This window comes from Pseudocolwellia antarctica (genome assembly GCF_049933045.1).
Classification (GTDB): domain Bacteria; phylum Pseudomonadota; class Gammaproteobacteria; order Enterobacterales; family Alteromonadaceae; genus Pseudocolwellia.
On record NZ_CP187926.1, the window covers coordinates 2,665,584 to 2,679,093 of the forward strand.

Consider the following 13,510-nt stretch of genomic DNA (forward strand, 5'->3'; position numbering starts at 1 on the left):
GATGAGTCATATTTTTAGTGATGAATATTTATATCGTTAAAATAAAACTTAAAATATTCATCACTTATAAAGCGAGTACAGTTTGAAATAAAGACTCTATGCAGGTTTAAGTAAGCCTTTTATCTGCATAACAATTTTCTTGCGAATAGTATTTAACTTAGGTGGTTGGTTTTGAAAAGGAACGGGACGGCATAAAGAAATCGTTTTAATACCTAATCGAGCCGTTAACATCCCTGCACCTAAACCTTGTGCCATACGACCAGAAAGTTTACCTAGCAAATCGGCACCTAATAAGTCAGCACCAAAATCAGATATTATTTCACTCGCGCCAGCATAAGCCATATTGATAAACACATGTTTGATTAGACGAATACGACTCCAGTAACCAAGCTTCAAACCATATAAGCCAGCAACTTTATCAATCATGCGCAGGTTACGCCAAAACATCAGCATCATATCTATAATAGCCACAGGGCTAATAGCGATAAGTACAACAGATTCAGTAGAGAACTTAGCGACTTCGTCTAAAGCTTTTTGATCAACACTTGTGAGTACCTCTTGAGAATAGAGGTTAATAACTTCTACATCAGTATATTCTGGCTGAACAATATCAGCCCACGTTTTATCGTTACTAATATCGCACGGTAAATGTTCAGTTATTTTTTCACATAATTCTCGGGCGTCATACTTACTCTCACCTTCTAAAATATTTTGTACTTGACACCTTACTTTATCTTGGCGTGATAACTGACGTAATGAAGAAAATTCTCTGTAAGCTGTTGAACCAAATATAAGTGTAATTATAAAGAGCAATAAACCATAAATGCTGGATATGATAGGCGATTGTTCAAAGCCTAAAATAAAAAACTCGATTAGCTCATATGAAACTAAACCTAAAAATAAAACAATGGCTATACGCCATAACCAGCGTGGTTTTGATTTTTCAATAATCTCGTTATTTTCAGCGATTTCTTCAACTTCAGGTTGCCAAGCATCATTCTCAAAAATCACCTGATTCTCAGGCTCTTGCTGATTATCTGCTGACTTAGTGTCTAATTCATCAAATAATATTTGTTGTTGATATTTATCTATCATTTCATTTTATCTCCGAATAGAAACTGCATGGTTTGATCCATTCTAATATGAGGTAAACATTCATGTACGTCACATACTTGGTGAGGTTTAAAGGCAATATAATTAAATTGCTGATTGTCCCAAAAACTACTTTTAGGCAGCTTTTCAGGAACAGCACCAGGGAACAAGGTGATCAACTCATCATTATCTGCTCTTCTACCCTGTAATACAGGTAAAGGCTGACCATTATGTAAACTATTACCGACTTTGGTTGTTTTAACCGAAGCTATCGCTAATGTTTTCATTTCAATCGTGTCGTAATTCAATTGATGTTTAGTTTGATAAACCAATTGATTCAATAAAGACACAAGCTTGGGGTGTTGTTCTGGAGTAACATGATCGGCTTTAGTGGCGGCAAATAAAAGCTTGTCGATTTTAGGTGAAAACAAACGCGAAAATAAGCTTGATTGCCCATAGTTAAAGCTTTCTAAAATCAAGGTAATAGCATGTTGTAAATCGTTAAAACTAGATTCGCCTTTGTTTAAAGGCGTTAAACAATCAGCCAATACTATTTGTCGGTCAAAATTAATAAAGTGTTCTTTATAAAATTTACGTACAACTCTTTCTTTATATTCTATAAACCGTGCTCTAAGCATACCTATCAAAGTATCGTCTTGTGCATTTTGATAAGCATTTAATTCTATATTTTCAAAAGCGGTATAAGGGAAGAATTGTAATATAGGTGCATCGGCTAATTCCCCAGGAAGTATAAAACGACCTGGCTGAATAACTGACAAACCTAACTCATGCCTAAAAACATGTAATAAATCGGTATATTCTTTTGAAATATCAGCAAGTAGTTGCTCATCAACAGGCTCTAAGGGATCTAACTGATTGATCTTTTCAATCAAACTTTGTGAAAGTTCAGCACGAGGCGACTCTTTCATCAAGGCATATGTACTTTCAGACCATTCTTCATAGGTCTGGTTTAGCATAGGCAAATCTAACAGCCATTCCCCTGGGTAATCAGTAATATCTAAATATAATGTTGCTGTATCTTTAGCATATTTTAGCAATGAACCTTTTGGCGTATATCGAATAGCTAAACGTAATTCACTAATACCATTTGTAGCTTCTGGCCATGTTGGTGGCTCGTTACAAAAAGCAGCTAACGAGGCATCATATTCAAAACGAGGGATATGAAGATTTTTTTGAGGTACACGTTTAGCCGCAATAAAACGACCTTGATGTACTGGATTGAAAAAACTTAAATGAGAGTTATTGCCTTCATTAATTAATTGATTAACTAATGAGGTAATAAAAGCGGTTTTACCACTTCGACTTAAACCAGTAACAGCAAGAGTTATATGCTGATCAAACGTGCGATTAAGCAAGTCGTTTGCTTTACGTTTAAATTTTTGTAATTGATTCTTTTTTAATAATAGCCATTTTATCTATTTATTTTAGTGTTAATTCGAGTCTATTGGTCTTTTTAGATAAAGTTTCATCCTGAAAGAGCAAAGACCTTGTGAATAAATTCATACTTATTATCCGTATAAATTGAATTAACTTTTGATTAAATCTGATTACCACCAGTCCTCTATACACAATACCTTATTTTAACAAAAAATAAATATTACAAATAATTAAAAGGTAATGTTCAATGATGAAATTAATTAACCTTCGTTATTGAGAGTGGAGCAAGCAGATAAAAGAAAAGCGACAATGTCGCTTTATAATTTATTAATTTCTCTAGATAGACTAAATTCAGGCGATGTTACATAACGTTCCATAGTACGGAGTTGACCTTCTAACTTAGTAAACTTACGTTTTATGTCATGAAAAGCTTGTTTAGGCGGCTCACCTGCTTGCCATATTTTAGCTTTTACCTTAATAGATTCGTCATCAGCGTTCTGATTATTGCTATTTGTATAAGCATTGTTTGCTGCATTATTACCGTTAGAGTTGAAAGATTTAGATTGCTTAGGCTTTTTATCTAAAATAAACCAACCAGCTATATAAATAACAATAAACCAGCCCATACCTAATAAAACACCAGAAGCCACTAACACGCGTACTAGCCAAGGCTCCCAACCAAAATAAGTGGCTAAGCCTGCACACACACCTGCAACCTTGCCATTTTGTGGGTCTCGGTATAATTGTTTTTTGGTTTGCTGTGTCATACCTTACTTCTCCATTCAGGAGTTTCCACATCAAGTATTGCTTCAAGTGTTTTTATTCTGTCTGTCATTTTATCTGCAAGTTCAGAAAGCTCTGATAGTTGTGCGTATTCTTCTTCACTCAATCCTTGGCTAAGTTGACGCTTACTTCGGTAATGTAATACCAACCAAATAGGCGCCACAACGACCAAAAAAATCACTATTGGGGCTATAAATACTTCTTCCACAGGTTTCTCCTTCTTTATTAATCGATAACTTCATTATTATTTAACAGTATAGATTGTTACTTTTATTTGATTGAAGGTTATTGATTAGCTTTTATTTAGTTTAGCTTTCAATTCAGCTAGCTCGTTATCAACACTTTCATTTGTTTCTAACTCTGAAATTTCATCTGATAATGATTTACTCCCTATATCGTACGATTCAATTTGTGATTCAATATCATCAATTTTTCTTTCGTATTGATCGAAGCGGCCTAAAGCATCATTAACTTTTTCGGTATTGATGTTTTTCTTAACTTTTAAACGCGATTGAGCCGTTTTCTCACGTATTAATATAGCTTTTTGACGATTTTTAGCATCCGACAGTTTATCTTGTAACTGTGAAATATCTTCCTGCAATTTAGCAATATGATCTTCAATATTGTTTAGTTCATTGTTTAATGACTCGGCATTTTCAGCACACTTTTTCTTTTCAACTAATGCTGCTCTTGCTAAATCTTCACGATTTTTATTTAAGGCTAATTCAGCTTTAGCTTGCCAATCAACAACTTCGTTTTCAAAACGTTCAATTTGACGAACTAAATCTTTTTTGTCCGCTAAGGTTCTTGCTGAAGAAGATCTCACTTCAACTAACGTGTCTTCCATTTCTTGAATAATTAAACGAACCATTTTTGCAGGATCTTCTGCTTTGTCTAAAATACTATTAATGTTTGAATTAATAATGTCTGTGAATCTTGAAAAAATACCCATAATTCATTCCTCTAAAATAAAATTAATGTAAAAACACACCTAAAAGTCGCACTAGAATATGTTTTGAATATACTTAAGTTATATTCATGTTCTACGCCAACTTTTTAACTACTATAACTCTATGTTTTTAATGTATTTATTTATTTAACGAAAACCCTTTAATCAAAGTAGTTAATAAAATACACTATTTGTTAGTGAAATAAACCAAATCTTAGGTCTTCGTAATGACTCGTTTTAACAAGCAAGATAATCTTATTGGTCAATCAAACAGCTTTTTAGAAGTGTTAGAGCAAATATCTCAAATAGCTCCGCTAAGTAAACCTGTATTGATTATTGGTGAACGAGGTACAGGTAAGGAGCTTATAGCAGAAAGGTTACATTTTTTGTCTCAACGCTGGGATCAAAGTTACCTTAAACTTAATTGCGCATCGTTAAACGAAAATCTATTAGAAACTGAACTCTTTGGTTATGACTCGGGTGCATTTACTGGCGCAACAAAACGTCATGAAGGTCGTTTTGAACGTGCAGATAAAGGCACTTTATTTTTAGATGAAATAGCTAATACTTCAGGGTTAATTCAAGAAAAATTATTACGTGTCGTTGAGTATGGTGAGTTTGAGCGTGTTGGTGGTTCACGAACAATTACAACAGATACGAGATTAGTTGCTGCAACCAATGAAGATCTACCTTTACTAGCGAGCACAGGTGAATTTAGAGCTGATTTACTTGACCGATTAGCCTTTGACGTAATTACCCTTCCGCCTTTAAGAGAAAGAAGAGAAGACATTTTACTGCTCGCTGAACATTTTGCTATTTCAATGACACGAGAACTTGAGTTTGAGTTATTTAGTGGTTTTACTGAAAAAGCTAAACGTAGTTTATTGGAATATAGTTGGCCAGGTAACGTACGTGAATTAAAGAATGTGGTTGAGCGAAGTGTTTATCGAAATAACAATCCTCACCTGCCTGTGCATAATTTAGTTATCGACCCTTTTGAATCACCTTATAGACCGACAAAACGAATCAAAACTAACGATAGAATAACCCACAATCCAACGGTAGTTTCGTCATCTAAAGAGGAGTCTGTTGAAACTGAACTGTCTGCAAATCATGTTATTAAAGCCGAACAAAAAGACGTTGAATATCAATTTCCACTTTCATTAAAAGACTTATCTCAAGACTATGAGAAAAATCTTATTCAAGAAGCGTTAAAAACGTGTCAATTTAATCAGAAAAAGACAGCAGACGCGCTTAAATTAACGTATCATCAACTACGCGGCTACTTAAAAAAATATAATTTATTAGATGGTAAAATGGTTAATGAAGACTAGAAATATGTCATTCGATTCCACTCGTTGTTTTTTAGCTTTTTTATGTATCAACTTATTCTTGGTAGGTTGTAGTAATGAGAATGCTGCCACACTAAGTAGAAAAAGTATTATTTATTGCAGTGAAGGCTCTCCTGAAAGCTTTAATCCTCAAATCGTTATATCTAGCACCACTATTGATGCGACCTCTAATCAGTTGTACAACAGTTTAATAACGCATAAAGGTGATGACAATGTGTTATCTCCCGCAATTGCTAAGTCATGGCATATTACTCGTGACGGAACAAAAATCACCTTCTATCTACGCCAAGACATTAGCTTTCATCAAACAAGTTATTTTACACCAACAAGAAAATTAAATGCTGACGATGTATTATTCTCATTTAACCGCATATTAGATTCTGAACACGAATATCATGATGTTTCAGGCGGCTTTTACCCTTTCTTTCAAAGAATTAATTTTGATGAACTTGTTGAAGACATAGAAAAACTAAATGAGTATACGGTGCGCTTTACCTTAAGTAGACCTGATAGCTCATTTTTAGCTAACTTAGCCACTGATTTCGCAGTTATTTTATCTAAAGAATACGCCGATAATTTGTCAGCAACCTACTCTCAACAACAAATAGATTTATTACCAATAGGCACAGGTCCATTTAAATATAAAGAATACCGAGCAGGTTCTTTTATTCGTTATTCTGCACACGAAAACTATTGGCAAAAGAATATAAATATTGAGCATTTAATTTTTGATATCACACCAAGTAACACAGGACGATTAACTAAGTTACTCGCTAAAGAATGCGATGTTGTGTCTTACCCTATTGCTCATAACAAAATAACGGAAAGACAAGATTTAGTATTGAACGAAATAACCTCATTTAATCTGGCTTACTTAGGTTTTAATACCACTAAGGCACCTTTTAATAATAAATTAGTGAGAAAAGCTATTTCTTACGCGATAAATAAAGAAGCGATTATTGATGCTATTTATTTTGGCAAGGCAGATATTGCCAGTTCCATTATCCCACCTGCATCATGGGCGTATGATAAAAATATTCCTGAACAAGAGTATTCAATATCTAAAGCCATCAATACATTAAATGAAGCTGGTTATCCTGATGGTTTTACCATGAACTTATGGGCTATGCCTGTTGAAAGAGCTTTTAATCCCGATGCGCTTACTATGGCAAAATTGATTGCTGGAGATTTACAAAAAATAGGGATTAACGTCAATATTATTTATGACTACGAATGGGATATATTTTTAAAACTTATCGGTGAAGGCCAACATCATGCCGCATTATTAGGTTGGACAGCAGACCATCCTGATCCTGATAATTTTTTCACTCCGTTACTAAGTTGCTCTTCAACTTCTCAAGGTTATATCGGCACATTCTGGTGTAATAAAGCCGTAGATGAACTGATTAAACAGTCATTACAAACCAGTGATATTCGTAGCCGAAAAGAATACTATTCAGAAGTATTAAAAATAGCTGAAGATGAAATACCTTTGATCCCTATTGCCCATTCAAAACGCTTTCAAGGTCGTAGTAAGAACATTTCAGGTCAATTATTAAAACCTTTCGGCGGTATCACTTTTGAGAAGGTAAAGAAAAACTAATGCTTATATTTACCTTAAGAAGACTCAATTTATTTATTTTCACGTTAATCGTGTTAACCGCACTCTCGTTTAGCTTAAGCTTTTTATTCCCTGGTGATGCCCTTATAAACATGACAGGGCAAATTAACGCGACACCTGAACAGCGTATAATGCTTATTGAAGAATACCAATATAATGGCAACGTATTCCAACAATATTGGGCGTATTTAACCCATTTATTTAATGGTGATTTAGGTGTTTCGATTTCTACTCACTTGCCAATCTCATCTGAAATAATGAGCTTATTACCTGCAACAATTGAACTCAGCGTTGTGGCATTATTTATTGCTATGGTTATAGGTATTCCGTTGGGTTTTATTGCTGCCGTTAGCCATAAGAAGTTTACTGATAACACCATTTTATTTATTTCAATGCTTGGTTATTCCATTCCAATTTTCTGGTTAGGTTTACTCGCGATATTAATCTTCTCAATAGAACTAGGTTGGCTACCTTCAGCTGGTCGCTTAAGTTTGGTTTATGAAATAGAGCCTATCACTGGCATACAGTTTTTTGATATTTTAATGAGCAAGAGTGAATATAAATGGCAAGCATTTCAAGATGCGACCTTACACATTATTATGCCTGCTTGTGTTATCGCCATTGCACCAATGACCACTTTTATAAGACTTGCCAGAACATCAATGATGGAAGTGCTTGAGTCAAGTTACATTAAAGCAGCTAAAGCGAAAGGTTTAACTTTTTGGCAAATAATTCACCGTCATGCTATCAGAAACGCATTAGTCAATGTTATAAGATATGTTGGTTTACGCTTTGCTAACTTAGTTACTTTAGCTATGGTTACAGAAGTTATATTCAGTTGGCCAGGTATAGGCCGTTGGTTAATTGAAAGTATTTTCCAGCGAGATTACACCGCAATCCAAGGGGGGTTGTTGGCTTTGTCTAGCTTCATCTTCCTCGTACATATATTAACTGACTTTATTTACGCCGCATTAAACCCACTAGCAAGAGAGCACAAACATGGCTCGTGAGAATATTTATCAAGAGGAAGAGTTTCCGTCACCGCTAATGCAACTGTGGCATAACTTTAAAAAGAACCCTATGGTAATGCTAGCCTTCGGTTCTTATTTAGCCTTGGCCATTTTAGCGATATTTTCTCCGATTTTAACGCCATTCTCGTCATCACAAAGTCATTTGGAATATATTTTACTTCCGCCCGCATGGAATGACGATGGTAATGTTAGCTTTTTATTAGGTACTGATAAATTAGGTCGGGATATACTTTCAATGCTGATGCATGGAGCCTCTTTCACTTTTGGCCTAAGCTTTATCATCGTTATCATTTCCGCTTTTATTGGTGTTCTTATCGGTTCGTTATCTGCCCTTACTTCAGGTATTAAATCGAGCTTTTTAAATCATTTTCTTGATGTGATTTTATCTATTCCTTCTCTTTTATTGGCCATAGTTATTGTTGCCATTTTAGGTATAGGTTTAAGTAATACAGTACTCGCTATTATTATTGTGCTTATTCCTCAGTTTGTTCACATCACTAAAAATGAAGTTAAAAAAGAGTTCTCAAAAGATTATGTTTTGGCTTCAAAGTTAGATGGAGCGAGTCCGTTAAGACTGTTACGTTATTCTATTTTCCCCAATATTATTGAAAGAGTTATCACTCAAGCAACCTTAGCTCAGTCAGCTGCAATATTAGATATAGCAGCGTTAGGCTTTTTAGGGCTTGGTGCTCCTTCAGAAATTCCAGAATGGGGTGCTATGCTTTCTCATGGTATCGATTTATTTTATATCGCTCCTTGGACAGTATACTTACCAGGTTTAGCGATATTATTTTCAGTGATTGCAACCAACCTTGTTGGTGAAGGACTTCGCCATGCACTTAAACAAAGAAAGGTGTACTAATGAACTTACTCGATATTAGAAACCTTTCATTAGTCATGCTTTCTGGTAACAAGAGAGTTGTGGTGATTGACCGTGTATCTCTCACTATGAAAGAAGGTGAATTACGTGGTTTAGTAGGCGAGTCTGGTTCGGGTAAATCATTACTAGCGCAAGCAATAATGGGCGTATTAGACACTAAATGGATAATTGATGCTGACAGGTTTCATTGGCGCGGTACCGATCTTATGCGTCTATCAGTATCTGAACGAAAAAAGATTATATCTAAAGATGTAGCGATGATATTTCAAGAGCCTATGTCTTGTCTTGATCCAACAACAACCATAGGTGCTCAGTTAGAAGAAGCCGTAGATGACGAGCAGCTAACGGGTTATTTTTGGCAGAAAAAGAAACAACGTAAACTTGCGGCTATCAAACTATTACATAAGGTGGGTATTAAAAGACATCTACATTGTACAAGTAGCTACCCGCATCAATTAACTGAAGCGTTATGTCAGCGTGTAATGATTGCAATGGCACTTGCTAGACGCCCTATCCTCTTAATTGCAGATGAACCTACAGCAGCAATGGAAAGTACCAACCAAGGTCAAATATTCCGTTTGTTGGCGAGTTTGAACCAGCTTAAGAATATGTCAGTATTATTGATCAGCCATGATTTAGAAAACATGACTCATTGGACGAATCGCATCACGGTAATGTACAGCGGACAATTTGTAGAAGCAGGCACAACAGAACAAATATTTACAACGCCTTTTCATCCTTATACAAAGGCTTTAGTTGAAAGTACGCCGCATGCAAATATAAATGTTACACCTAAATCTAAATTGTCAGCATTGCCAGGCAGTATTCCTATTTTAAAACATATACCAATTGGTTGTCGTTTAGGGCCTAGATGCCCACGAGCACAAAAGGCCTGTGTAGATGCACCTAAAACTAAGAATCATCATGGTCATTTAGTGAGTTGTCATTTTTCTCTAAAGGATACTTATTAGATGGTCGCTTTACTTAAAGTTACTAACTTATCGAAAGAATATAAACAACGTGAATTTTTCTTTAAGCATAAAGTTAGTACAGCGCTTTACCCAATAAACTTCAGTATTGATGCGTATAAAACACTGGCAATTGTTGGTGATTCTGGCTCGGGTAAATCAACTTTAGCAAAGCTACTAGTGGGTGCTGAAAAGCCAACAACAGGTGAAGTAGAGCTAAATGGTCAAGTATTAGAAATAGGTAATTTTAAGCAACGTTGCCAACACATTCGAATGATCTTTCAAGACTCAAGTACAACACTCAACCCGAGCTTAACTATTCACCAGTTACTTGATGAACCACTGAAATTAAACACTCAACTAAACGAGTTAGAACGTGCGCAATTAATAAGTGAAACATTACAGAAAGTGGGTTTGCTATCAGACCATATGAATTTTTATCCTCATATGTTTTCAGGTGGACAAAAACAAAGAATATCTCTCGCTCGCGCTATCATTTTAAAGCCCCAAGTGATCATATTAGATGAAGCCTTAGCCTCTTTAGATCCTTCACTACGATCTCAAATGATCAATCTTTTGCTCGAAATACAAGAGCAAATGGGATTAGCTTTTATTTTAATCTCTCATAACTTAGGTATTGTTAAACATTTCAGCGATCAAATTATGGTATTAAGCCAAGGCAAGGTTATTGAACAAGGTAATACCATAGACGTTCTTTCTAGACCTCAACAAAAGTATACGAAGAAGCTAATTATGAGCCAACAGTTTCAGCTATTTTCGCGTTAGCTTTAAACCAACTTAATAGTTAATAATTCTAACTTTAAGTCAGCTTTGTATAGCAGTACTAATACCCTCGTGCATTATCTATATTAATTAAGTGATGATGAGGTTAGTTAATCATTCAAGTATCTTATTTTTATTCTGAAAGCTTTTAACAGCATATTTCTAATATGTTTAACCCCATTAATTAGAATATTAGTTTATGTATCTTTTTCTCCTCCTCAAAGCCGTATTAATACTTTTCAAATAAAACACCCTATAGACTTAATAACCAAGTAATACTAAACGGATTAATATTTATTGAAGCATGCTGTTGTCAATTTTTAGACAAAAAAAACTGCTTGATTAAGCAGCTTTCATATTCTATTAATACTTAGCTAGTGAGTAGCGAAGGTTCACAATTTAGTTAACTGAAGGAACTAATGTGTTTTTAGTAATAGAAGCATTTACTTTTAAAGACTCTACGTAAGCTAAGTAAGCTGACTGAGCCAATTGGTTCACTTGTTGGTTTTGAATATCGGTACTTAATTTAGCTTCCATATTCTTAACCGCTTGAACTTCAACTAAAACAAAGTCACCATTTGCTAAATCAGATAAACCTGCAGATACAGTTCCTTCAACTGGATGCGGCAATGTAAAAGCCTTCTCAACAATTGATGGAGCCACTTCAGGTGAGTAACGAACAACATCAGCTTTAGTTTCAAATGCAGTACTATATTCAACTAATTTTTCAGAAATATCAGCACCTGATTGCAGTTCAACTAATAACTCATCCATAACACTTTGAGCTTCAGATTTTGCTTTTTCTGCAACTAGGTTATATTTAATTACTTCAGTCACTTCAGTTAAAGGCTTAACATTTGCTGCTTGATATTCGTTTAAACGAATAACGATAGCTAATGAATCACTCACTTCAATAACATCAGAGTTTAATTGCTCATTAAGTACTAAGTCAGAAAATGCAGCATCAATTGCTTTAGCATTACTAAAAGGACCTGTATTACTATTACGAGATAACCACTCAGACGTAACTACTTGAGTATTAACTGCTTCAGCAGCATCATCTAAGCTATCTGGAAATTCAAAGCTTAAACGCGCCATTTCTTGTTGAAGTACATAAAACTCTTCTTGAGCTTTTTGCTTGCTGATTCTAACTTTTAATTCATCAAACACTTCTGTTAACGGCTGAACTACAGCAGGTTTTAAATCAGTTAATTTAATAAGGTGGAAACCATACTCAGTTTTAACAACACCGCTTACCGCACCAATATCTGTTAATGCAAAAGCTTCTTCGTCAAAAACTTCATCCATAGAACCACGTTCTAACCATTCTAAATCACCGCCGTTTTCACCACTAAAAGTATCTGATGAATATTGCTTAGCAAGCTCTGCGAAATCGCCACCTGAATTGATTTGTAAAAGAACTGATTCTGCTTTGGCTTTTGCTACAGCTTCGTCTTCATCTACTTCAATAAGGATGTGAGAAATACGACGTTGCTCTTCATCGCCGAAATCATTAAGATTTTCATTATAAAAAGTTTCAACATCGTCATCTGAAACAACGATATCTTTAGCGATATCTTCAACATTTAACGTAATGTAATTCACTTTAACTTGTTCTTGATTTAAAAAACGCTCTTGGTTTTCTTGATAAAAACTGTTTATCTCTTCATCAGTTATTTCTACAGTGTTTTTAAACTGCTCTAAACCAATTGAAGCAAAACGAATATCACGTGTTTGGTTCTGTAATTCAGCAACCATAGTATCTTGATAAGGTAGAGTAAATTCACTTAACACTAAAGCTTGAGTCAATTGACGACGGCTCATCTCTAAACGTAAGTAATCTCTGAAATCAGAAGACTGATAGAAACCCGCTTGATTGATTAGCGCTAAGTAACGATTATTATCAAATACACCGTCTACTTGAAATTCAGGCATATTAACAATCGTTTGTTTAATACGATCGTCTGATACTCTAATGGCTAAGTTAGCTGAGTTTTGATCAACTAAACGTTGGTTAATTAAATTATCAACAACACCGTTTCTAAAGTTAGCCATGTAAGTTTGATCAGCAGCAAGTGTTTCAAACATTTCACCGTACTGTTGTTGCATGTTATTTCTTTGCGCTTGGTAAGCTTTATTGAAATCTTGTAATGTGATTTTCTCACCATTAACGTCAGCAACAGATGTATCCGTTGAATTTGTGTAACTACCAATGCCCGCTAGCGCAAAAGTTAAAATTACTAAGCCAAGAATAACCTTAGCTGCCATACCTTGAGAACTTTCTCGAATATTTTCTAACATGTTTCTCTCTTATTACACCGAGTGCTTATATTATATTCAATCAACATTATGATTTATGCGATTTAAATAAACTGGTAGATCCGTTGCTCGTGATTTTAGCAGAATGCACACGCCGCTTGAAGCTAGAATAAAGATAAATATCAAATATTTTCTTACTAGAATAGGCTTTGAGTTATTCTTATGACTAATTGGGCTAATTTATTGCTCTTTAAGCAATAATTACAGATTGATGGTTGTGATTTATTTTTACAAAAAAAGTAAAAAATGATGTTTTTATCTACTAATTTAATTGGTAAAAACAATAACCAAGTTAAAGTACACTCATTTATTAATCTCTAGATAATAAAAAACC

12 protein-coding genes are annotated in these 13,510 nt (G+C 34.7%); 6 read left to right on the forward strand and 6 right to left on the reverse strand.

The genetic code is table 11. The features are described from left to right. Positions 1 to 96 precede the first annotated feature (96 nt). The 5 genes from ACPUVN_RS11535 to pspA form a co-directional block, all read right to left on the reverse strand. Complete coding sequence (locus tag ACPUVN_RS11535) at positions 97 to 1,095, reverse strand: YcjF family protein (RefSeq protein WP_426360182.1); 999 nt, start codon at positions 1,093 to 1,095, stop codon at positions 97 to 99. Beyond that, the gene (locus tag ACPUVN_RS11540; protein ID WP_426369134.1) at positions 1,092 to 2,468 is read right to left on the reverse strand and encodes a YcjX family protein; all 1,377 of its coding nucleotides are present in this window, start codon (positions 2,466 to 2,468) and stop codon (positions 1,092 to 1,094) included. Before ACPUVN_RS11540 ends, ACPUVN_RS11535 begins: the two co-directional genes overlap by 4 nt. A 339-nt stretch (positions 2,469 to 2,807) precedes the next feature. Then, entirely contained in the window at positions 2,808 to 3,257 is a 450-nt protein-coding gene (gene pspC / locus ACPUVN_RS11545) for an envelope stress response membrane protein PspC (RefSeq protein WP_426360180.1), read from the reverse strand. After that, on the reverse strand, positions 3,254 to 3,481 hold the full coding sequence (gene pspB / locus ACPUVN_RS11550; protein WP_304369757.1) for an envelope stress response membrane protein PspB: 228 nt from the start codon (positions 3,479 to 3,481) through the stop codon (positions 3,254 to 3,256). Before pspB ends, pspC begins: the two co-directional genes overlap by 4 nt. Before the next feature lie 84 nt (positions 3,482 to 3,565). Continuing rightward, positions 3,566 to 4,225: a phage shock protein PspA gene (gene pspA / locus ACPUVN_RS11555; protein WP_426360179.1), complete on the reverse strand. Its 660-nt coding sequence runs from the start codon at positions 4,223 to 4,225 to the stop codon at positions 3,566 to 3,568. Positions 4,226 to 4,449: 224 nt separating this feature from the next. Between pspA and pspF the strand changes: the two genes are divergently transcribed. Genes pspF through ACPUVN_RS11585 form a run of 6 tightly spaced genes read left to right on the forward strand, consistent with a single transcriptional unit; the run spans position 4,450 to position 10,860 of the window. Continuing rightward, the gene (gene pspF / locus ACPUVN_RS11560) at positions 4,450 to 5,556 is read left to right on the forward strand and encodes a phage shock protein operon transcriptional activator (protein ID WP_426360178.1); all 1,107 of its coding nucleotides are present in this window, start codon (positions 4,450 to 4,452) and stop codon (positions 5,554 to 5,556) included. Next, the gene (locus tag ACPUVN_RS11565; RefSeq protein ID WP_426360177.1) at positions 5,546 to 7,177 is read left to right on the forward strand and encodes an ABC transporter substrate-binding protein; all 1,632 of its coding nucleotides are present in this window, start codon (positions 5,546 to 5,548) and stop codon (positions 7,175 to 7,177) included. The genes pspF and ACPUVN_RS11565 overlap by 11 nt, the downstream gene beginning before the upstream one ends. Continuing rightward, complete coding sequence (locus tag ACPUVN_RS11570; protein ID WP_426360176.1) at positions 7,177 to 8,205, forward strand: ABC transporter permease; 1,029 nt, start codon at positions 7,177 to 7,179, stop codon at positions 8,203 to 8,205. The genes ACPUVN_RS11565 and ACPUVN_RS11570 overlap by 1 nt, the downstream gene beginning before the upstream one ends. Next, positions 8,195 to 9,088 carry an ABC transporter permease subunit gene (locus ACPUVN_RS11575; RefSeq protein WP_426360175.1) on the forward strand — a complete coding sequence of 298 codons (894 nt, stop codon included), beginning with the start codon at positions 8,195 to 8,197 and terminating at the stop codon, positions 9,086 to 9,088. The genes ACPUVN_RS11570 and ACPUVN_RS11575 overlap by 11 nt, the downstream gene beginning before the upstream one ends. Beyond that, positions 9,088 to 10,077: an oligopeptide/dipeptide ABC transporter ATP-binding protein gene (locus ACPUVN_RS11580; protein ID WP_426360174.1), complete on the forward strand. Its 990-nt coding sequence runs from the start codon at positions 9,088 to 9,090 to the stop codon at positions 10,075 to 10,077. The genes ACPUVN_RS11575 and ACPUVN_RS11580 overlap by 1 nt, the downstream gene beginning before the upstream one ends. Next, positions 10,078 to 10,860, forward strand: a complete 783-nt coding sequence (locus ACPUVN_RS11585) for an ATP-binding cassette domain-containing protein (protein WP_426360172.1) — start codon at positions 10,078 to 10,080, stop codon at positions 10,858 to 10,860. It abuts the gene before it with no gap. A gap of 396 nt (positions 10,861 to 11,256) precedes the next feature. Here the strand turns inward: ACPUVN_RS11585 and ACPUVN_RS11590 are convergent, their stop codons facing one another. Beyond that, positions 11,257 to 13,158 (reverse strand): SurA N-terminal domain-containing protein, encoded by a 1,902-nt coding sequence (locus tag ACPUVN_RS11590; protein ID WP_426360171.1) that lies wholly within the window; start codon positions 13,156 to 13,158, stop codon positions 11,257 to 11,259. Positions 13,159 to 13,510 lie beyond the last annotated feature (352 nt).

Coding starts and splice junctions, on each gene's coding strand:
- ACPUVN_RS11535 (WP_426360182.1), bottom strand. CDS start 1,095: ATGATAGATAAATATCAACAACAAATATTATTTGATGAATTAGACACT.
- pspC (WP_426360180.1), bottom strand. CDS start 3,257: ATGACACAGCAAACCAAAAAACAATTATACCGAGACCCACAAAATGGC.
- pspA (WP_426360179.1), bottom strand. CDS start 4,225: ATGGGTATTTTTTCAAGATTCACAGACATTATTAATTCAAACATTAAT.
- pspF (WP_426360178.1), top strand. CDS start 4,450: ATGACTCGTTTTAACAAGCAAGATAATCTTATTGGTCAATCAAACAGC.
- ACPUVN_RS11565 (WP_426360177.1), top strand. CDS start 5,546: ATGAAGACTAGAAATATGTCATTCGATTCCACTCGTTGTTTTTTAGCT.
- ACPUVN_RS11570 (WP_426360176.1), top strand. CDS start 7,177: ATGCTTATATTTACCTTAAGAAGACTCAATTTATTTATTTTCACGTTA.
- ACPUVN_RS11575 (WP_426360175.1), top strand. CDS start 8,195: ATGGCTCGTGAGAATATTTATCAAGAGGAAGAGTTTCCGTCACCGCTA.
- ACPUVN_RS11580 (WP_426360174.1), top strand. CDS start 9,088: ATGAACTTACTCGATATTAGAAACCTTTCATTAGTCATGCTTTCTGGT.
- ACPUVN_RS11585 (WP_426360172.1), top strand. CDS start 10,078: ATGGTCGCTTTACTTAAAGTTACTAACTTATCGAAAGAATATAAACAA.
- ACPUVN_RS11590 (WP_426360171.1), bottom strand. CDS start 13,158: ATGTTAGAAAATATTCGAGAAAGTTCTCAAGGTATGGCAGCTAAGGTT.